We start from the raw sequence: 20,626 nt of genomic DNA on the forward strand, positions 1-20,626 counted from the left end.
TTTGATCTAAACTTCAGTAATGCCGAAGTTTTTCTTCCATGACTGTTTTTTGAATTTTACAGAGATAAAAAAGCCTTCCTGAACGTTACTATTTCAGGAAGGCTTTGCAGGTTATTTCATGTCTTTCAGCATGAGTGCTGCATCTTCAGCAAAGTAAGTCCAGATCCCATCTGCACCTGCGCGGCGGCAACTCATAAGCGATTCGATAATCACGCTATCAGACAACCAACCATTTTGAATGGCACCTGCCAACATGGCGTATTCGCCACTCACTTGATAGACAAAGGTTGGAACACCGAAGTTATCTTTGACTTCACGGACGATATCTAAATACGGCATACCCGGTTTTACAATCACCATGTCGGCGCCTTCTTGAATATCGAGTGCGATTTCATGTAGCGCTTCAGCACGGTTACCGATGTCCATTTGGTAATTGTATTTATTGCCACCTTTGAGGTTGCTTGAAGAACCTACCGCATCACGGAATGGACCATAGAAGCTAGACGCATATTTTGCAGAATAGGCCATGATGTTGGTATAGATATGGCCATTGGCTTCAAGCGCTTGGCGAATCGCACCAATACGACCATCCATCATGTCACTTGGTGCAACCACATCTGCACCCGCTTCGGCATGGCTGAGCGCTTGTTTAATTAAGCATTCAACGGTTTCATCATTCAGTACATAGCCGGTATCATCAATGATACCGTCTTGACCATGTGTGGTGTATGGGTCGAGAGCACCATCAGTGATGAGAACCATTTCTGGTAGTTCTTTTTTTAATAAGCGGATGGTGCTTTGGACTAAGCCATCTTCATGCCAAGCTGCTTCAGCCGTTAAGCTTTTATCTTCCTGTGGTGTAACTGGGAACAAAGCTAATTTTGAAACACCCAATTCGAGTAAACGTTCTGCCTTTTTTAGTAACAAGTCAGCAGATAGACGCTGTACGTTTGGCATGCTTGGAATGTCTTGAGTTTGTTTCTGGCCTGGCAACACAAATACTGGATAAATGAGATGATCAGTCGTCAGTTGAGTTTCACGCACCATGGCACGAAGCTGGTCATTTTTACGAATGCGACGCATGCGGGTGGCAGGAAAAGCTGGACGATTGAACGTATAGGTCATAACAATCTCATTGATCAGTATTAAACTTTGACTATTGTAGACGCATAATGAGGGTTTGGCGCACCCCGTATTATTTTTTTATTCAATGACAGCGATTCGAGTAGGCTATGACAGATGTAAATAAGAGTTGGACCGGTAATATTGACCTAAACTCGAAGATTGAAATCGATACTTTATTAAATAACATTGCTCAAGCATTTAACAGCTCCCCATTTTTTGTACACAATGCCATGAAAATGACGGTGATTGATGGTCAGATCGAAGCACGTGTGGATATGGCCAGTAATTTAATTGGAAATGTCGCATTCCAAATTTTACATGGTGGTGTTGCGGCAACTTTACTCGACAGTATCGGTGGTATTTCAGCGATGGCTGAATTGTATAAAAAGGCCACAGCTGAAGATCTAGCAGAAACGAGTAAAAAGGTATCTCGCTTAGCGACCGTCGATATGCGTGTGGATTATTTGGCGCCAGGACGTGGACAGTATTTCGTTGCACGAGCTGAAACCTTACGTTTAGGCCGTAAGGGTTGCACTATGCGTATGACCATGGTTAATGATGAAGGTAAAGCGATTGCAACGGCGATTGCATCGTATGCTTATTAAGCCATTTTTAAGTTAACACATTCAAAATGATGAAAAAATAAAGTCCAGTATTGGCAGCAGGGCATGATTTTATCCTGTTGCCGACGAAAAAAAGACTGACGAGTTACATTTTCTATTCTCAGGATATGATTTTTTAGCTTTAAAATGCCGGAAAATTGAAGAAGATAGACTTTCTCACGACACCATTATCTGACAGCAAAGTTGACATGCTTTGCAAAGCTCATGATGCCATGACCAAGTCTGCTAGATTTAGGACAAATCTATGACAGATACCGTTAGTAACCTGCCAGAAACCCCATCTACAGAGCAGCCCACCGATCAGGAATTAAAAGCACGCAGAAAAAAAGGCCTTGGTATAGTGGCTGTATTGATCGTGATTGCTTTGGTGATGTATTTGATTTGGTCAATATTTCTAAATCATTCCGTCAGTACCGATAATGCCTATGTCGGTGCAGAAACAGCGTCGATTACCTCGATGGTCACGGGGCAAGTGGCAGAGGTTTTGGTGAGTGATACGCAGCAAGTGAAAAAAGGCGATGTGCTTGTTCGCATTGATGCTCGTGATGCTGAAATTGCCTTAGCTCAGGCACAGGCTGAATTACTTAAAGCAAAACGCCAATACAAACAAACTGCGGCGAATAGTAGTTCTTTAAACTCGCAAATCTTTGTCAGTGATGATGCAATTCATAGTGCAAGCGCACAAGTGGCCAAAGCACAAGCCGATCTGAATAAAGCACAAGATGAATTACAACGTCGTCAACAATTGGCTGCTTCAGGTGCGATTTCTAAAGAAGAATTAAGCACAGCGCAGAGTGCTGTGAATACCGCTAAAGCCAGTTTTGATGTGGCACAAGCAGGACTCGCTCAAGCCAAATCTAGTCAAAAAGCGGCACAAAGTAATAAAGCGGCAAATGATGCATTAATTCAAGACAGCAATGAAAATTCAACCCCAGATGTTTTAATTGCACAAGCACGTCTACAACAAGCTCAGTTGGACTTAGAACGTACACAAATTAAAGCACCCTTTGATGGTGTAGTGACACGTCGCAATATTCAAGTTGGGCAACGCATTGCACCGGGAACGTCATTAATGATGGTGGTGCCTGTCTCTCAGTTATATGTCGATGCCAACTTTAAAGAAAGCCAATTGGCAGGGGTGCAAGCGGGTCAAAAAGTTGAACTGACATCTGATCTGTATGGTGACAAAGTTAAATTTAATGGCATAGTCACTGGTTTTTCTGGTGGCACAGGTTCAGCATTTGCCTTGATTCCAGCACAAAATGCCACAGGAAACTGGATTAAAGTGGTTCAGCGTTTACCTGTGAGGATTCGTTTGGATCCAAAAGAGTTGGCAGAACACCCACTACGTGTGGGGCTGTCTATGGAAGCGACGATTGACCTGAAATCGAAGTAATTGCCTATGAATCAGCAAATGCAAATGACTGACCTGAAAGGTGGTCGTCTGATTATCGCTGCCTTGGTTTTGGCATTGGCGAACTTTATGGTTGTGCTCGACATGACCATTGCCAATGTATCTGTGCCGCATATTACCGGTAGCCTTGCAGTATCGGCATCCCAAGGGACATGGGTCATTACCTCTTATGCCGTGGCAGAAGCGATTTGTGTGCCATTAACCGGTTGGCTCGCTGGACGCTTTGGTTCTGTACGGGTTTTTGTGATCAGCCTGTTTGGCTTTACGGTATTTTCGATACTGTGTGGTTTATCGACCAGTTTGGAAATGTTGGTGTTTTGCCGAATTGGGCAAGGTTTGTTTGGTGGCCCAATTATGCCACTGAGCCAAACGTTGTTAATGCGCATTTTCCCTCCTGAAAAGCAATCGCAAGCCATGGGGATGTGGGCAATGACCACTGTGGTTGGCCCCATTTTAGGTCCAATTTTGGGTGGTACGATCAGTGATAATTTATCTTGGCATTGGATTTTCTTTATCAATATTCCTGTCGGGATCGGTTGTGCTATCGCAGCGATGCGCTTACTGAAAACGGCTGAAACACCTACACAGAAATTGAAAATAGACCGCGGTGGTTTACTGCTGTTGGTGTTGTGGATCGGTGCCTTGCAATTGATGTTGGACTTGGGCCATGAGCGAGATTGGTTTAATCATCCATTTATCGTGGTGCTGGCACTGACGGCATTTGTCGGGTTGATCGTTTTTACGATTTGGGAGCTGACTGAACGGCATCCGGTGGTAAATATACTGCTGTTTAAGTACAGAAGTTTTACCATTTCGGTCTTGGCTTTGGCCTTTGGTTTTGGTGCCTTTTTTGGCAGTATTGTCCTGATTCCGCAGTGGTTACAGATCAACTTGGGCTATACCGCAACGTGGGCAGGCTATCTCACTGCAACGATGGGCGTCGGTAGTCTGACCATGTCGCCAATTGTTGCGAAGCTTGCAACCAAATACGATCAACGTGCTTTAGCGAGTTTTGGTTTAAGTATCTTGGGCGGTGTAACTCTTATGCGCGCCTTTTGGACCACGGATGCAGACTTTATGGCTTTGGCTTTACCGCAAATATTACAAGGTTTTGCCGTGCCATTTTTCTTTATTCCCTTGTCAAATATGGCCTTAGCATCGGTACTGCCACAAGACATGGCATCTGCAGCAGGATTGATGAACTTCTTAAGAACCATGGCAGGGGCAATTGGAGCGTCGATTGCAGTAACCATTTGGGATGATCACACCAAAGTCGCACGCAGTGAAATGGTCAGTAATTTACATGTTACTGAGGTACAAAATACCTTGGTGAATCATGGAATGAGTTCAGAAGCTGCTTTGGGTTACATCTCCAGTTTGGTGGATAAAGAAGCCTTAACGCTTTCAGCCAATCATGTGTTCTTAGTCTTGGCGGGTGTCTTTATATTCGCTGCACTGATCATTTGGCTCTGTCCACGACCTAAAGCAGGTGTGGGTGGTGGTCATGCACACTAAATATCATCAAGTATAAAAAACCGCTCATTCGAGCGGTTTTTTATTGCATACGGCGTTGATTGAAAAAAATCAAAGGTCCGAGCGCGCCCGTTTGAGTGCAGACTGCCACTGAGCCAAATGAAATTCACGTTGATCAGCATTCATTTTTGGTTCAAAAGCACGTTCTAATTGCCATGATGCGGCAATTTCATCAAGATTTGAAAACACACCCGCTTTGAGTCCAGCCATTGCGGCAGCGCCCCATGCTGTTGATTCTAAAAGTTTAGGACGCAGTACAGGCACATTTAAAATATCGGCCTGAAATTGCATCAGCATATCATTGCTACTGGCACCGCCATCGACTCGGAGTTCTTTAAGTGGACTAGACAGATCTGACTGCATGGCGGTCAATACATCCGACACTTGAAAGGCAATGGCCTCTAGGGCGGCTCGAGCAATGTGGGATTTATTGGTACCACGTGACATTCCACATAGGAGGGCGCGGGCATCACTGTCCCAATGCGGAGCACCTAGTCCAGTAAAGGCAGGAACCAAAACCACGCCATCGGTATGCTCCACTTGGCACGCGAGTTTTTCAACATCACTGCTTTTTTGAATAATCCCTAAACCGTCTCTTAGCCATTGCACAATGGCACCCGCCATAAAGACACTGCCTTCGAGTGCATAATGGGTTTGGTTTTGTGCTTTCCACGCCAATGTCGAGAGTAGTTTATTTTGACTATATTGAACTTCAGTGCCGGTATTAAACAACATGAAACAGCCTGTACCGTAGGTATTTTTGGCTGTACCGGCTTCAAAACAAGATTGACCAAATAGCGCAGATTGTTGATCACCTAAAATGCCGGTAATGGGAATGTTTGCGCCAAGTAAACCTGTAGCGGTATCTGCAATATATTCATCTGAACTGATGATTTTAGGAAGGACCGAAAGGGGAATATCAAATAATTCTAAGAGTTCTTCATCCCAAGCTTGTTGCTGCAAGTTCATTAGCATGGTTCGTGAGGCATTGCTTGCTTCAATCACATGCTCTGCACCTTGTGTCAGGTTCCACACCAACCAACTGTCAATCGTGCCGAAAGCCACATGACCTTGCTCTGCGAGTTCACGTAGACCTTGGGTGTGTTCTAATAACCAGACCAATTTCCCAGCACTAAAATAGGGGTCGATACGTAAACCGGTCTTTTTGTGAATGAGGTCATTGAGGTTTTGTTGAGTTAGTTGCCCACACCACTCGGTTGCACGGCGGTCTTGCCAGACAATTGCAGGAGCGAGCGGTTGACCTGTGCGTTTATCCCAAACCACAGTGGTTTCACGCTGATTGGTCAGGCCAATGGCTTTAATGTCTTTGGCGAGGATACGGGCAGAAGCGAGCGCTTGCTGTACGACGGCAATTTGGGTACTCCAAATTTCCTGAGCATCTTGCTCCACCCAACCCGAATGTGGGGTTTGAATATGGGTTTCCCGTTGAGCTGTAGCTTGAACTTGTCCATGTTCGTTAAAAATGATCGCACGACTTGAAGTCGTTCCTTGATCGAGTGCCAATAAATAGCTCATATATTTTTCTTTTGCGGTCTTGAAAAATAAAATATTAACGCAATTATGTAATTAAGCGCAGATCAATGTGTAATTGTTTCAAAATTGCATCGCAATTTTTTGCAGTTATGCTATGATGACGCTACTTTGGGGATGTTTCTGGCTTCGACGCTGGTGATGAAACTCATAGATGCATGTCGAGAGCGCATTTTCTCTCGTAAATCAAATTTGCATATTTTAGTCGCAAACGACGAAACTTACGCTCTAGCTGCCTAAGGGCAGCTTGTCCGCATCCCTGAATACTTGTGGTTAGGGGTCCCGACTGAAGCGAACGCACACAAGTCCGTATAAGATCAAGCCTTGGGGTCTTATACTAAATCTTTAAGGATCGCGATTTGTACCCTGTTCGTCGGGTCACAAAGAGCTAAATCAATAGACGATATCTAAGCATGTAGTATTCTCGAGCGTAGTGCTGGCGGACGCGGGTTCAACTCCCGCCATCTCCACCAAAATTCAAAAAAGTCGAACCTTCGGGTTCGGCTTTTTTTATGATTAATTAAAAACATTTTTTGGTACAACAATGACTCAAGTCCAGCTTCAAGAACTGCAAAAACAACTCTGGAATATTGCCAATACTTTGCGCGGTAAAATGGGGGCAGATGAATTCCGTGATTACATTTTGGGCTTGATCTTCTACAAATATTTGTCTGAAAAAATTCAAAATAATGCCAACGACATTTTGGCGCCTGATCAAATTAAGTTTGCAGAATTGGTCGAAGATACTGAAATTAATCAAGCATATTTGAGTGCTGTGCGTGAAGAATGTCTTGCCAGTATGGGCTATTTCTTAGCGCCACAAGAATTGTTCCATAGTATGGCAACATTGGCTCGAGCAAAAAAATACATTTTGGATGATGTAATTAAAACCCTTAAGGCAATTGAGCAAAGTACGCTGCGTACAGATGCGGCCGATGATTTTTCGCATTTGTTTGAAGACATGGATTTAAGTTCGACCAAGTTAGGAAATACGCCTGATGACCGTAATGAGTTGATTAGCCGTGTGATCGTACATTTAGACGATATTAATTTTGATCTATCGAATACTGAGTCTGATATTTTAGGCGATGCTTATGAGTTTCTCATTGGTGAATTTGCTTCAGGTGCTGGTAAAAAAGCAGGTGAGTTTTATACACCGCAAATGGTTTCGACTTTGCTTGCAAAACTTGTCACCTTAGGTAAAGAGCGTTTACGCAGTGTATATGACCCGACTTGTGGTTCAGGATCTTTATTGCTACGTGTAAAGCGTGAAGTTGGTGATGTGGATGCGATTTACGGTCAAGAAATGAATCGTACGACCTATAACTTGGCACGTATGAACATGATTTTGCATGATGTGCATTATTCAAAGTTTGAAATTAAGCAGGAAGATACTTTAAAACGTCCACAGCATATGGAACTGAAATTTGATGCGATTGTAGCGAATCCACCATTTTCTGCTAAATGGTCTGCGAGTGAGTCATACTTAAGCGATCCGCGTTTCCGTGATTTTGGCAAATTAGCTCCAAGTTCTAAGGCAGATATGGCGTTTTTACAGCACATGCTTTATCAGTTAGATGAAAATGGGACTTTGGCGATTGTACTGCCGCATGGGGTTTTGTTCCGTGGTTCGAGTGAAGGGCATATTCGTAAGCATTTAATCGAAAAGTTAAATGTGATTGATACGATTATTGGTTTGCCTGCCAATATTTTCTATGGCACGACTATTCCGACTTGTGTGTTGGTGTTGAAGAAAAACCGTGAGCATAGCGACAATATTTTATTTATTGATGCGAGTAACGAGTTTGATAAGCAAAAGAATCAAAACAAGCTTTTGCCTGAGCATTTAGATAATATTATTGGTGCATTTGAAAACCGTCAAAATATTGAAAAATATGCATACGTAGCGAGTCTGCAAGAAGTTGCTGACAATGATTACAATTTGAATATTCCGCGTTATGTCGATACTTTTGAAGCGGAAGCTGAAATTGATTTAGATGCAATAGCGAAACAGCTTCAAACCTTAGAGGTTGAAAGTCTAAAAACTGATGCAGAAATTTCTAAGTTTTGTGCAGAACTCGGCATTGATTCACCTTTTACGGAGGTGAAGTAATGGCTTCACCTAAGTTACGGTTTAAAGAATTTGATGGTGATTGGAGTTCTGTTTGTTTACTAGAAATTAGTAGTTTGGTGACAAAAGGAACTACTCCAAAACAATTTGTAAATGGTGATATAAACTTCTTAAAAATTGAAGCTATTACTGAAAATGGGTTTGATCTATCCAAATGTCAGACGATTAATAGTGAAATTCATAATAAAGAATTGAAAAGATCGGTCCTTAAAGAAGGTGATATTTTATTTGCCATTGCCGGAGCTACGATTGGTAAAAATGCCATTGTTCAAAAGAAATTTTTACCTGCGAATACAAATCAGGCTTTAGCAATAGTTCGATTAAAAGAAGAATATAGCAATGTATTTGTATCAAAGGTATTGAACTCACCTTTGATGGAAAAATATATTGATTCAAATATTTCTACAGGCGCACAACCAAATTTGAATTTAAAACAAATTGGTGATTTCTCATTTGATCTTCCTAAAATTAAAGAACAAACAAAAATCGCTTCTTTTCTTTCCGCTGTGGATGAAAAGATTAACCTACTAACTCAGAAATATAAACTACTGAGCCAATATAAACAGAGCATGATGCAAAAGCTCTTTAGCCAACAGATTCGTTTTAAAGCGGATGATGGGAGTGAGTTTGGGGAGTGGGAAAATTTAAAATTTAGAGATGTTATTACTATCAAATATGGAAAAGATCATAAGGCATTAAAAGAAGGAAATATTCCTGTTCTTGGGACAGGTGGGATAATGCGATACGTTGATTCTTATCTTTACGACGGCGACAGTATTCTTATTGGTCGTAAAGGTACGATTGATAAACCTCAGTTTATATCTGGGAAATTTTGGACAGTTGATACTCTTTTTTATACGGAAATTGGTGAGAGATTAATACCTAAATTTGTTTATCAGCAACTGCTATTGGTTAATTGGTTAAATTTGAATGAAGCCACTGGTGTGCCAAGTTTAAATACAACCTCAATTGGTAATATTGAGGTCAAAGTACCTTGTTTAGAAGAACAAACCCAAATTGCCAATTTTTTATCTGCTATTGACCAAAAAATTGAAACTGTTGCACAGCAAATTGAACAAGCCAAACAGTGGAAAAAAGGCTTGTTACAGCAGATGTTTGTGTGATTGTTTATAGGGTTTCATAAAATTCCTGTATTTGAATAAATGCAGGAATCTTTTATAGAAGAAAGAAAATAAGGATTCCTAAAAGAAAAAACAGTGATCTGTATCATCAGTTTAGATGTTTATTTGATGAATTTAAAAGATTGAAAAATATAATAAATCTATTAGAATCAAAAGATATACATACCAATAGTTAAAAACTGAGCAGTATTATAAATGTCGACCCAAAAAGAACTCGAACTCGAAAACCAATTTATAGCGCACTTAACAACTTTAGGGTACGAACGTGTTCAGTACAGAAACGAAACAGCTTTACTCCTAAACTTAAAAAAACAGATAGAAAAATTTAACTCACTGACTGCACCACTCACACATGAGCAATGGGAACAGGTATGGAATTATCTGAGCAGTGAACATACGATTTTCGGCAAAGCCAAACTTTTACGTGGTTCATATCAGCTTAAACATGAAGATGGTACTACCCAAACACTGCGCTTTTTAAGTGATGATGCAGAAAAAAATATTTTTCAAGTGACCAACCAAGTGACGGTCCAATACGGTGAGAGCGGTACAGAAACCAGCCGTTTTGATGTCACGCTATTGATCAACGGTTTTCCGTTGGTACAAGTTGAACTTAAACGCAGTGGTGTAGAAATCGCACAGGCGTTTAACCAAGTGCATAACTACAGTAAAAATGCCTATACATCTGGAAAAGGTTTGTTTGGATACATACAGCTGTTTGTCATTAGCAACAGCGTAAATTGCTTATATTATTCACACGGTACGCCACTGTTTGATTTCACATTTCCATGGGCAGATGAAAACAACAAAGCAATTAATGATTTGAGTAAATTTACCGAAGCATTTTTAAACGCAGAACATATTACGAAAATGATCAGTAAATACATCGTTCAGCATCAAACCAATGAATGCTTAATGGTGCTGCGACCTTATCAAGTCTATGCAGTTGAAAACATGATTCAGCATGTGAAAACCTCAACCGATCATGCTTATATTTGGCATACAACGGGTTCGGGTAAAACACTCACGGCATTTAAAGCCAGTGAAATCATGCGTCAGTTGCCTGAAATAGAAAAAGTTATCTTTGTCGTGGACCGAAAAGACCTCGATAATCAAACCACCAAAGAGTTCAATGCCTTTGTTCCCGACTGCGTAGACCAAACGACCAACACCAAAACATTGGTCGAACAGCTCATCGGTAAACGGCTGAATTCACGAAAAAATGAAAGCAATATACTCACAGATAAATTGGTCGTGACAACCATTCAAAAGCTGAATAACGCAATTACACTCCCTAAATTCAGAGAATTGATCGCTGATTTGGCAGATAAAAAAGTCGTATTTATTTTTGATGAATGCCACCGCAGTCAATTTGGTGATACTCACCAAAATATCAAACGCTTCTTTAAACAGGCGCAAATGTTCGGTTTTACAGGCACGCCTATTTTTCCTGTGAACTGTCAAAGCATTGGTGGCGTGAAATACACCACAGAATATCTATTCCCTAAACGACTGCATAAATATGTGATTGTCGATGCGATAGCAGATAAAAATGTTTTACCATTTCAAATTGATTACGTAGGACAATTTACCGCTCATCAGGTGAATGCAGGTGATGAAAAAATACAAGGCATCGATACTAAAGAACTGTATGACAACCCTGAGCGCTTAGAAAAAATTGTACGTTATATTTTAAAAAATCATGACAAAAAAACGGCAAAACGCGAATTTTGTTCAATGTTTTGTGTCAGCTCAGTAGATGTCCTACTTCAATATTATGAAATATTTACCAGAGTCCAAGCAGAGTTGGTTGCAGAAGCGGACAAGAAGGAAGAAATTTATACCCCTTTAGTGATTGGTACGATTTTTTCTTTTGGAGCGCAGGATACGACAAACGACGCCAATGACTCCACAACAGGTACGATTTCTGAAGAAGAACTTGAACAGCCGAGTCAAGTTGATATGGGGCGTAAAGCGCAACTTGAACGGATCATTGCAGAATTTAATACGCGCCATCTGGCTAGCTATAACTGTGACGAAGGATTTTATGAATATTATAAAAATCTAGGTGATCGCGTTAAGTACTTCAAAGTCCCTAAACCACCTAAAGAAGTTGGGGAGTTGAAAGGTCCGCCAATTGATTTGCTGTTGGTGGTGAATATGTTCCTGACAGGTTTTGACTCATTGCCACTTAATACGATTTATGTCGACAAGAACTTAAAATATCACGGTTTAATTCAGGCTTTTTCGCGTACAAACCGTATTTATAAGCCAACAAAAGCTTTTGGCAATGTCGTGTGTTTTAGAAATTTAAAGCAGGCAACAGATAAAGCTCTTTCTACTTTTGCAGACGACCAAAATTTTGAGCAAGTGATTGTGCCACCGTTGGATCAACAATTAGCAGAATTTAATAAGTGTGTTAGTGAATTAAGAAAAATAACACCTGAGTGTCAGTCAGTAGATGATCTAAAACTCGAAAGTCAGCAGTTGCAGTTTATTCAAGCTTTTCGTGATGTGATTCGTCTACATTCACAACTGAAAATGTATACAGACTTTGATGTTGATAAAGCAGTTATAGTGCCGCAAGAACTTGAGGACTATAAATCTAAATATAAAGATTTGTATGACAGAATAAATAAAGGTACAGCGGTTGAAAAAGATTCAGTGCTACGTGACGTGAATTTTGCTTTAGATTTTATTATTAGTGATTATGTAAATCAGGATTATATTTATACATTATTAAATATGATTGCTGCTGCGCCACCGTCCTCGATTCAAAGAGCGAAACAGCAGCAACAACTCCAATCTTTACTCAGTAATGACCGAAAAATGTATAAAAAAATGGATTTGATTCAGAAATTTATTGATGAACAAATACCACGAATGCTGAATGGCCAAAGTGTTCAAGATGCATTTAAGCAGTTTTGGGATGCAGAAAAACAGCAAGCCTATGATGTCTTTTGTAAAGATGAAAATCTTGTGATTGATGAATTTAAAAAAGTGGTTAAACGATTTGATTTTACTGAACGTTTTCCGCACGCACATGAAATTCGTCCATTGCCAAAAAACAAGCCTTCAGCACTGGTGAGTAAAGTCTATTTTGAGGGATTGCATCAGAAAACCAATGCGATTTTAGAAAAATATGATTTACGGATTTAAACGTTAAGCTAAGTTATGAAAAATATTTGCTTAAAAGGAGGATTCTTTTTTTATGGAATTTAAGAACCTTATCCTGTTTATTCAATAATTGTATGATTAAATTTCTTAGAATAAATATGATTTAAAAACAAATCACAAAGTGAGGCGAAAATTAAATTTCGCGCCAAACTTCATTCTTATCTTTCAATGAAATCACAAAGTTAAATTTGTCATCATTACTTACCAAAAGGCCTTCTGGCGTTTGCATAATCACTTTTAGAACGGTACCAGTTTCAAAAACCAAAGGACTGCAATTTTCTTTATTTAATGTAATTGGTTTGAGTAATTCAACAATTGCACTTTCCATTTTACTTCCCCAAGCATAGGTTGTTAATTGAACTTAGCATATTATTGGTGAAGAAACATGTTTTGTAAATGACGTGAGCTACATCGCAGAAAATATTTTAGAGAATTCCATAACTTAAGTTTAAATAATGGTTAAATAAATTATGGTTTTTTAATCTATTGATATCAAAAATAATTTTAAAATATGACAATCTTTTTAACTGTAATTATATGTCCTAAGATGCGTCTTTTGTTCCACAAACAATGACCAAATCATCAATATGACTTGATCAATAAAGGAATTTAAGGCAATTTTCAGTTTTCATGCTTAAGCTAACAGAATGATGTGTCGTCTTGTATTTGATTGTTAAATTTCAGATTAAACAGCGTTAAATATTCAATCCGAATAACAAAATTGATGAAATAAAACTTATCATCAGCAACTCAAACTAAAAACAAAGATTCAGGGAAATGTAGGGCCAATGTTTAAATCGTTTTTTCCAAATCCAAAATGGTTTTTTGGATCATTCCTTCTATGGTTCGTAATCAATATTGTCTTGTGGTATAGCGGTGGTAATAGTTGGGGTACGATATTTGGTTTACCTGCAAATTATCATATTGCAGAACTACCTATTGGTGTCAGCCGATTTTGGAGTCCCAAATTTTTATGGTTCTATGTTTGGTTTTTTGTAGCAACGGCGCTTTTTGCAGCCTTTTGGAAGATCAAATCAGATAATCCTTGGCAGCGATGGTCGGTGTGGGGAACCGCACTTATTCTGTTTAATGTTTGGTTTAGTGTGGAATGTAATGTCGTGATCAATGCTTGGTATAACCCATTCTATGACCTGATCCAGAAAATGCTTTCAGGTGGTGGGGGCGAAGTGACGATGCTATATTCTGAGATACTGACTTTTCTCTATGTGGCCATGGTGTATGTCACACTGGCGGTATTGAACCTGTTTTTCGTCAGTCATTATGTTTTTCGTTGGCGTACTGCGATGAATGACTTTTATACAGCGCATTGGGAAAAACTGAGAACCATCGAAGGTGCCTCACAGCGTATTCAAGAAGACACGATGCGTTTTGCGAGAACCACAGAAGGACTTGGGGTTAGCTTAGTTGAATCGGTGATGACCTTAATTGCATTTCTACCTGTGCTGCTAACTTTATCAACACATGTAAAGAAATTACCTGTCGTGGGGGAAATCGCCTATGCATTGGTTTGGGCGGCAGTCCTTTGGGCGGTTTTAGGGACGGTTATTTTAATGCTGGTGGGTTATAAACTACCGGGTTTGGAGTTTAATAATCAAAAAGTCGAAGCGGCATATCGTAAAGAGTTAGTTTATGGTGAAGATCATGCAGATCGAGCAGACCCTTTCACATTAAAAGAATTATTTGGTAAAGTCCGATTTAATTATTTTAGACTGTATTTTCACTATGCTTATTTCAACCTAGTTCGTATTTGGTATATGCAGCTTGATAATATTTATGGGTTCTTTATATTGTTCCCAAGTATTGCAGCGGGAACAATCACGCTCGGTATATTAATGCAAATATTAAATGTCTTTGGGCGTGTACGTGATTCTTTCCAATACCTGATTTCCTCATGGACAACCATTATCGAACTGATTTCTATTTATAAACGTTTAAGAGCATTTGAAGAAAAAATTAATAATTGATTTTATAAGTTTAAAATAGACCTGCACTAAAATGCAGGTTTTTTTATGACTTTAATTTTAAGTTAATATATTTCAATAAAATCAATAGATTAATATTTTTAGATGAGCTGTTTTTTTACTCGATTCCATATTGTCGCTCGAATCCTAGATAAGCCTAGTTTTATATCATGATTAATAATAGAGGCTTGTTCTGATGGCAGATTTGATAAGCACATAGCGATACATAAATGCTTGCGAAATAACCTAAAAGGGAACGATGATGACCGTTCACCAAGGATAAACAAATACACTTAAATAAAATGTGAAATTCATCAAATTAAAATGAACAACATATGTATAGATCTCAAACGTATGCGATTTTAGTGATTAAATTTATAAAAATAATAAATAAAATCAAGATTATAAAATTGTGAAAGGCACTAAATTACGCTATTTTTTAAGGGTGAAATTTTTGAGATTTTTGCTGTGAATTTAAAGGCAATGTTATGGGTGGGGAGTATTGGATTTGGATTACATGGTTGTACAACCATGCAGAGTTTAAACCCAAATTCATTTAATCATTATGCATCACCACAAGAAGTGATCAATCAAAAAGGGCTAAATAGCTCAAATGGGAAGGCGAAAGAATACGTCTATGATTGGGGGCCACAAAAGAAAAATATGGAAGCAGAATCAGTTATACCCAAGCAAAATATGAGCAGTTACTGCCAAGCCAAAAATGGCAAATTTATTCAACTGAATAAAAGCAATTTGAACCAAGTCAAAAATGCATGGAGTCGTAAATTATTAGCGACCTATAGCAGTATAAAACAGGGCACAGGCGTATTTCAGTGTAGTCAGGCAGATGGACAACGCTGGATGGTTGCAATTGAACCCGTTTCAGAGCGTAAATCAAATGACCGTTCTGAAACCCGCTTAGTGAGTTTGTATACAGCAATCATCGGACCCGAAGAACGTCGCAAAAATTATAATAAACAAGAAGAAGCTGTTGCTAAAAAAGCCACATCAAGCAAAGCAAAAGCAAAAGCAACGACAACAAAAAGCAATGCGAAAGATGAAACAAAAAAAGAAGTAGAGACTAAAAAAGAAACCAAAGCCAAAGAGCCTGAAAACAAACCAACAGCGAAACCAGTTGCAGAAACATCGCAGCAGATACAAATGCGCTTATATGTGAATGCACGACGTGACTTAAATGCGGGAAAAAACCAAGTCACCGCTTGTAATAATGCACAGCGCGCTTATAGCTATGGCAAATTAAATGGTGCAAATGCCAATAGAGCCTATGCTGAATCAGGTATGCTCGTTGCAAAATGCTTAACCTCAGTGCCTGCATATAGCAAAAGTTATCCAAACGCCAATGCAAGAGCAAAAGGCATCCTACAAAACTTGGCGACCAACTATAACCACGCAGGGGCAAAAAATATGTTGAATCGTATGAAATAAACCTCAACAGGATAAAAGCCATTTGGGGAAATAAGCTTTTATCCTGATCCATTCATGTACTCAGATAAAATTTTAAAAAATAATAAGGAAAAACCATGAGTTCAGTAAATGAAACTTATTTTAATGCACCATTATTTGACCGAGAATTGGCAGAAATTACAGTCAATATCGAGCAAACACCCTTCTTTTTGAATGATCGTGGGCATCCAACATATTTAGCATCACTTGGGGCAGGGATTCATTTAATTACCGAGTCACCAACCAATGCGCAAATGACGATGGGAAATCCCTACGCGGTTCCTTCTGAAATTTCGACTAAAATTACCAATTGGGGGGAGCAAACGGAGCTTGAATTTGAAGGGCAACACTTCGAGTTTATGCCATTGGTGGCAAGCAAAGAAACCGCGGCAGCTTTTGGTATCACCTTAGTTCAGGCAGGTGAAGCGATTCAGATTCATTCAAATCAAAAACGACTGTCAGAGATTCATTATGAATACGGCATGATGGCAGGTCATTGTTTTGCCTATCTAGATGGCGGTAAGCCTGACTGTAGTGGAAAAACCTTATTTCCTTTTGTGGCTACTGATTTAGAACATCACGACTTTCCGCATATATTTAGCGCGACCGATCGGGATCAATTGCCTCTGGTCATCTCAGTAGGACGCTATTTTCCAAATCTAGGCAAGATTTACTTGGCAGATTTATGGGTCAATCCGGGAGATGTTCTCTACATTCCTGCGAAGCCAAAATATTCGAATCCTGAGTTTATTGACCTCCATAATAATCGTAATGCAGCACTTGCATGTTGGCGAGGTGACAGTAATAAATCGACATTGACCACCCATAGTTTGCTCGATACCCACGGACATTTTTACTGGTATTGGAATAGAAGGCCAACGATTCATCCTCTCATCTATGCACCGACTAGCAAAAATGAATAGTTGAGTTACATAGACCAAACAGCAAATACAGCACTTCATGATAAAAAGGTGACTCAAGCTTTTGGGAGTTTGGTCTATGGCTTACGGTTTATCTAATAAATTACATCTACGTTTTTCACGACCAGCAGGTTTGGCTGTATTGACGCTCATGATGCTCGGGACGACTCAGGTGAGTTTGGCGAGTCCGACGGTCGATCAGCTCAGTCAATGTTTAGTGAAATCGACCACTGCGGCGGATAAAACAGCAGTTTTACAATGGACTTTTTCAGCATTGGCAGCGCATCCAGATTTAAAACAATACAGTAATGTCAGTGATGCGCAAAAAACGCAACTCGATAAAAATCTAGCTCAAGTGATGCAGCGAATTTTGGTGGAGCAATGTTCTACGCAAACGCAGGCCGTAATTAAAGCCGACGGTCTACAGGCTGTAGGCGAAAGTTTTCAAGAGCTTGGTAGTATCACAGGGGATGAAATATTAAAGACGCCTGAAATTAAACAACAATTACAAGGCGTACTGCGTTATGTCGATTTGAATAAATTGGTGACTAAATTTTTAACCCCAGAAATTTGGAATAAGTTAGGTGTGGTTCGTTAATTTTATTTTGAGTAAATAAAAAATGCTCCTTTTATACAAGGAGCATTTTTTATGGATTCACCCTAAATGGATGATGATCCAATTTGCTTTAGTTTGGTGGCTAGAGCATTAAATGGTAATCGTCGCGCCTAATGCTTTAACAAATTGCGCCATCCACGCAGGGTGAGCAGGCCAAGCAGGAGCAGTAACTAAATGACCGTCGGTCACTGCATCCGTGACTGCAATATCGGCATACTGTCCGCCTGCCAATTTGACTTCAGCGGCACATGCAGGATAAGCGGAACAGGTGCGGCCTTTCAGTACATTGGCTGCTGCCAAAATTTGCGCACCATGACAAACCGCTGCAATCGGTTTTTTCGCTGCGTCAAATTCGCGTACGATTTCAATCACACGTGCATTCATACGTAAATATTCAGGTGCACGACCACCCGGAATCACCAGACCAACATAGTCTTCGGTATTTACCGTACTAAAGTCATAGTTAATGGCAAAGTTATGGCCGCGTTTTTCGCTATAGGTCTGGTCACCTTCAAAGTCGTGTATAGCAGTTGCCACTGTGTCACCAGCTTTCTTGTCTGGACAGACTGCATGTACGGTATAGCCCAGACCAGTTAAAAACTGGAATGGCACCATGGTTTCATAGTCTTCGGCATAGTCGCCAACCAGCATCAGAATTTGTTTTGACATGATGTAACCCTCTGTTGAAATATGATTTATATCAATTTTTCATTTACCTTAGCATATTGGAATGACAGTTTTAAGCAGGCTGTAAATTCTTTAGTTGTATATTTTTATTTAGATTTATAAAAAGTTATGGATGGTTATAGTTCAAATTATGATGAGTCTAGTAGGCTAGCTGTTATCAATTATTAATGACTTTAGTGTTTTTCACAAAGTTTTAAAAAGTTAAATATTTACCTCTCCCTTGCGCAGCACTGCTGCTTATCTCCTAAAAGGAGAGGGGGATATCCAAAAAATCGTTTAAGTATTTATTCACTTTGAAAGCTCCCTCTCCATTGGGAGAGGGATAAATCACAGCAAATCAGGATAAAATTTTTCATAGTCTAGATTTGGTTCATGCGTTACTTTCAGCTTGCCTTTAGATCCTGTGACATAGCTATTGATCTCTTTAAGTGGTTTCTCATGCCAACCGATATTGAATGCACAAAACGTATTTTCTTTTTTAAAAAATTCTAGATGACTGTATGGCAAGTGATTGTGAATCCAATATGCAATCTGTTTCCAATTATTTGGGTCTTTTTCAATTAAATCGATGAGTGAGGGAATGATAATACACGCCGTTGCACCGTAGCCTTTTGCGTCAGGATAGTCCCAAATATGGCTTGCAAAGTTTTTCTCATTGCTCGCGCAGTTGTGTCCTTTTTCATTGCCGATTTAGTTCACGCTTGGTGAGCGGTAAGCGGAGCGAATGGCAATACGTCCAAACTTTTCTTGCAGTGGTTCAAGTAGTTCTTCGCAGAGTTTCGAGCCCGTACGAATGGCAATATCAGGATGGTCAGGGACGTTGGGTACACCGTACCAATTGGCGATTTCACTATAGAGAAAGTCGCGCATAAAGAAGGACTTGGAAAGTTGAATGCGTCCTAAGTCTTCGAGTTTTGCGATAGAAGATACTTTTTTGATGGTCATGTTGTTTTAATTTGCTAGAGGTAATGAAAATTATATAGAAATATCATATAGTAATTTATATGAAAAATTATATAGAAATATCAAGGTAATATGATTTCAAGAATATATTTTCAATGTTTAACTTGTGATGGATTTATAACTACTAGAACGCAAATTTCTCATGGATTGAAGCAAGAGTTACACTTTACATGCCCACATTGTGAGGCTAATTCTAAATTAGTTTTGTTATTAGATAATCCACCACAGGTGAAAATTTCATTTAATGAGTTAGAAAATCTAATTTATATTGAAAGTGGAGATGTCGATGAAGAAAAATCTTTAGTAGTTAATCTCAGTACAGATTTCACAGTGCCAGATGAGGTTAGGAATAAAGAATTATATTCACCATTTTTATATCAAATGAATGAAATTCTTAAAGAAGCTTTTGGGGAAAATTATAATCCTGAAAAAATAGAGGGGGTAATGGGAGTTTCAAACATTGAAGAAATTTGGAAAGATTTATATAAGGCATACAAATTTAATATTAGAGGAAATTTACTTCAGAGAGATAAAATTATTCAAGGACAAGAGTTAACCGAGTTAATATTTCGTTTTATTGAGATGTTTATTGGTAGTGAACGGCTAACTAGGGATATGGATATATTAGGAGATTTTTCTAGAAGTATTTTACAAAAAAATAAGTCAGAATTTCATAGGTTTGCCAATGATGATTTATTTCCTAATCTAGAAGAAAAAATTAATGACTATATGGAGATTTTTGATACTTTCTTTTCAAATTATCAAGAATTTAAGCAAATGAATTTGCAAGCACGTTTAGAGGTTGAAACATTTAAGAATTCGAAGGTTTCTTCAACTAATTTTAAGCGCACAAAAATGATATATGGTGAAGTGTTTGAGATTCTAGGTTCAAATATAAACACGATAGCTTTTTTAAATAATATTGAAAACCAAAGAAAATATGATGAATTTCAAAGTGAAAAATTAACATATCAAAGATACTTAACTATTGATAAGGCAACAAAGATGAAATGTTTTGAGGGGAATACAAGTATCTTTAACATTTTTAGTCTTGAATATGATAGTAAATTAAGAAATGCATCTCATCATAAATGGTTGAAATATAATGAATCTACACAGCTTATAACCTACCCGATATCAGGTTCTAGCTCTGAAAAAATCACGTTATCCTATACAGAATACTTATTGAAGACAAATAATATAGTGATGGCACTCATGATTTTACTTTCATTTGAATTAGGAATAGCTTTTAACCTAGGATTTCGCTTAAATAAAAACCCGCTCTAAAGCGGGTTTCC

Annotated in this window: 16 protein-coding genes and 1 other RNA gene; 12 read left to right on the plus strand and 5 right to left on the minus strand. The window is 38.9% G+C overall.

What is annotated here, in order from left to right:
- Positions 1-111 precede the first annotated feature (111 nt).
- The gene (gene hemB, locus FTV11_RS00405; protein ID WP_180073199.1) at positions 112-1,125 is read right to left on the minus strand and encodes a porphobilinogen synthase; all 1,014 of its coding nucleotides are present in this window, start codon (positions 1,123-1,125) and stop codon (positions 112-114) included.
- A gap of 107 nt (positions 1,126-1,232) precedes the next feature.
- On the opposite strand from hemB, the gene FTV11_RS00410 reads away from it, so the two are divergent.
- From FTV11_RS00410 to FTV11_RS00420, 3 genes are all read left to right on the plus strand, one after another.
- Positions 1,233-1,730 (plus strand): thioesterase family protein, encoded by a 498-nt coding sequence (locus tag FTV11_RS00410; RefSeq protein ID WP_180004269.1) that lies wholly within the window; start codon positions 1,233-1,235, stop codon positions 1,728-1,730.
- 262 nt (positions 1,731-1,992) lie between these two features.
- On the plus strand, positions 1,993-3,144 hold the full coding sequence (locus FTV11_RS00415) for an efflux RND transporter periplasmic adaptor subunit (protein ID WP_180073200.1): 1,152 nt from the start codon (positions 1,993-1,995) through the stop codon (positions 3,142-3,144).
- Between the two features lie 6 nt (positions 3,145-3,150).
- Positions 3,151-4,677, plus strand: a complete 1,527-nt coding sequence (locus FTV11_RS00420) for a DHA2 family efflux MFS transporter permease subunit (RefSeq protein WP_180073201.1) — start codon at positions 3,151-3,153, stop codon at positions 4,675-4,677.
- A 69-nt stretch (positions 4,678-4,746) separates the two neighbouring features.
- Here the strand turns inward: FTV11_RS00420 and glpK are convergent, their stop codons facing one another.
- A complete protein-coding gene (gene glpK / locus FTV11_RS00425) occupies positions 4,747-6,231 on the minus strand; it encodes a glycerol kinase GlpK (RefSeq protein WP_180022282.1) in 1,485 nt (494 codons plus the stop codon).
- Between the two features lie 128 nt (positions 6,232-6,359).
- Between glpK and ssrA the strand changes: the two genes are divergently transcribed.
- From ssrA to FTV11_RS00445, 4 genes are all read left to right on the plus strand, one after another.
- Positions 6,360-6,719: a transfer-messenger RNA gene (gene ssrA, locus FTV11_RS00430) on the plus strand.
- 71 nt (positions 6,720-6,790) lie between these two features.
- Positions 6,791-8,359 carry a type I restriction-modification system subunit M gene (locus tag FTV11_RS00435; RefSeq protein ID WP_180073202.1) on the plus strand — a complete coding sequence of 523 codons (1,569 nt, stop codon included), beginning with the start codon at positions 6,791-6,793 and terminating at the stop codon, positions 8,357-8,359.
- A complete protein-coding gene (locus tag FTV11_RS00440) occupies positions 8,359-9,501 on the plus strand; it encodes a restriction endonuclease subunit S (protein ID WP_180073203.1) in 1,143 nt (380 codons plus the stop codon). Before FTV11_RS00435 ends, FTV11_RS00440 begins: the two co-directional genes overlap by 1 nt.
- Before the next feature lie 213 nt (positions 9,502-9,714).
- Entirely contained in the window at positions 9,715-12,678 is a 2,964-nt protein-coding gene (locus FTV11_RS00445) for a type I restriction endonuclease subunit R (RefSeq protein ID WP_180073204.1), read from the plus strand.
- 151 nt (positions 12,679-12,829) lie between these two features.
- On the opposite strand, the gene FTV11_RS00450 is transcribed toward FTV11_RS00445, so the two are convergent.
- Positions 12,830-13,024: a hypothetical protein gene (locus FTV11_RS00450; protein ID WP_180004283.1), complete on the minus strand. Its 195-nt coding sequence runs from the start codon at positions 13,022-13,024 to the stop codon at positions 12,830-12,832.
- Between the two features lie 460 nt (positions 13,025-13,484).
- Here FTV11_RS00450 and sbmA point away from each other — a divergent pair, with 460 nt between their 5' ends.
- The 4 genes from sbmA (at position 13,485) to FTV11_RS00470 (ending at position 17,660) form a co-directional block, all read left to right on the plus strand.
- Entirely contained in the window at positions 13,485-14,681 is a 1,197-nt protein-coding gene (sbmA, locus tag FTV11_RS00455; RefSeq protein ID WP_180073205.1) for a peptide antibiotic transporter SbmA, read from the plus strand.
- Between the two features lie 465 nt (positions 14,682-15,146).
- A complete protein-coding gene (locus FTV11_RS00460; RefSeq protein WP_373685389.1) occupies positions 15,147-16,124 on the plus strand; it encodes a hypothetical protein in 978 nt (325 codons plus the stop codon).
- A 95-nt stretch (positions 16,125-16,219) separates the two neighbouring features.
- Positions 16,220-17,065 (plus strand): hypothetical protein, encoded by an 846-nt coding sequence (locus tag FTV11_RS00465; RefSeq protein WP_180073206.1) that lies wholly within the window; start codon positions 16,220-16,222, stop codon positions 17,063-17,065.
- Positions 17,066-17,213: 148 nt separating this feature from the next.
- Positions 17,214-17,660, plus strand: a complete 447-nt coding sequence (locus tag FTV11_RS00470; protein WP_227591924.1) for a hypothetical protein — start codon at positions 17,214-17,216, stop codon at positions 17,658-17,660.
- Between the two features lie 108 nt (positions 17,661-17,768).
- On the opposite strand, the gene FTV11_RS00475 is transcribed toward FTV11_RS00470, so the two are convergent.
- Both FTV11_RS00475 and FTV11_RS16980 read right to left on the minus strand, forming a co-directional pair.
- Positions 17,769-18,347 carry a DJ-1/PfpI family protein gene (locus tag FTV11_RS00475; protein WP_180073207.1) on the minus strand — a complete coding sequence of 193 codons (579 nt, stop codon included), beginning with the start codon at positions 18,345-18,347 and terminating at the stop codon, positions 17,769-17,771.
- A 708-nt stretch (positions 18,348-19,055) separates the two neighbouring features.
- Positions 19,056-19,235 carry a hypothetical protein gene (locus FTV11_RS16980; RefSeq protein WP_257223106.1) on the minus strand — a complete coding sequence of 60 codons (180 nt, stop codon included), beginning with the start codon at positions 19,233-19,235 and terminating at the stop codon, positions 19,056-19,058.
- Between the two features lie 165 nt (positions 19,236-19,400).
- Here FTV11_RS16980 and FTV11_RS00485 point away from each other — a divergent pair, with 165 nt between their 5' ends.
- Positions 19,401-20,615: a hypothetical protein gene (locus FTV11_RS00485; protein ID WP_180073208.1), complete on the plus strand. Its 1,215-nt coding sequence runs from the start codon at positions 19,401-19,403 to the stop codon at positions 20,613-20,615.
- The last annotated feature ends 11 nt before the right edge of the window (positions 20,616-20,626 follow it).

It is taken from the genome of Acinetobacter sp. YH12231, from assembly GCF_013417755.1.
GTDB classification, from domain to species: Bacteria; Pseudomonadota; Gammaproteobacteria; order Pseudomonadales; family Moraxellaceae; genus Acinetobacter; species Acinetobacter amyesii.

Coding starts and splice junctions, on each gene's coding strand:
- FTV11_RS00410 (WP_180004269.1), top strand. CDS start 1,233: ATGACAGATGTAAATAAGAGTTGGACCGGTAATATTGACCTAAACTCG.
- FTV11_RS00470 (WP_227591924.1), top strand. CDS start 17,214: ATGATGCTCGGGACGACTCAGGTGAGTTTGGCGAGTCCGACGGTCGAT.
- FTV11_RS00420 (WP_180073201.1), top strand. CDS start 3,151: ATGAATCAGCAAATGCAAATGACTGACCTGAAAGGTGGTCGTCTGATT.
- FTV11_RS00445 (WP_180073204.1), top strand. CDS start 9,715: ATGTCGACCCAAAAAGAACTCGAACTCGAAAACCAATTTATAGCGCAC.
- FTV11_RS00415 (WP_180073200.1), top strand. CDS start 1,993: ATGACAGATACCGTTAGTAACCTGCCAGAAACCCCATCTACAGAGCAG.
- FTV11_RS16980 (WP_257223106.1), bottom strand. CDS start 19,235: ATGCGCGACTTTCTCTATAGTGAAATCGCCAATTGGTACGGTGTACCC.
- FTV11_RS00450 (WP_180004283.1), bottom strand. CDS start 13,024: ATGGAAAGTGCAATTGTTGAATTACTCAAACCAATTACATTAAATAAA.
- FTV11_RS00440 (WP_180073203.1), top strand. CDS start 8,359: ATGGCTTCACCTAAGTTACGGTTTAAAGAATTTGATGGTGATTGGAGT.
- FTV11_RS00485 (WP_180073208.1), top strand. CDS start 19,401: ATGATTTCAAGAATATATTTTCAATGTTTAACTTGTGATGGATTTATA.
- FTV11_RS00475 (WP_180073207.1), bottom strand. CDS start 18,347: ATGTCAAAACAAATTCTGATGCTGGTTGGCGACTATGCCGAAGACTAT.
- FTV11_RS00465 (WP_180073206.1), top strand. CDS start 16,220: ATGAGTTCAGTAAATGAAACTTATTTTAATGCACCATTATTTGACCGA.
- hemB (WP_180073199.1), bottom strand. CDS start 1,125: ATGACCTATACGTTCAATCGTCCAGCTTTTCCTGCCACCCGCATGCGT.
- FTV11_RS00435 (WP_180073202.1), top strand. CDS start 6,791: ATGACTCAAGTCCAGCTTCAAGAACTGCAAAAACAACTCTGGAATATT.
- sbmA (WP_180073205.1), top strand. CDS start 13,485: ATGTTTAAATCGTTTTTTCCAAATCCAAAATGGTTTTTTGGATCATTC.
- glpK (WP_180022282.1), bottom strand. CDS start 6,231: ATGAGCTATTTATTGGCACTCGATCAAGGAACGACTTCAAGTCGTGCG.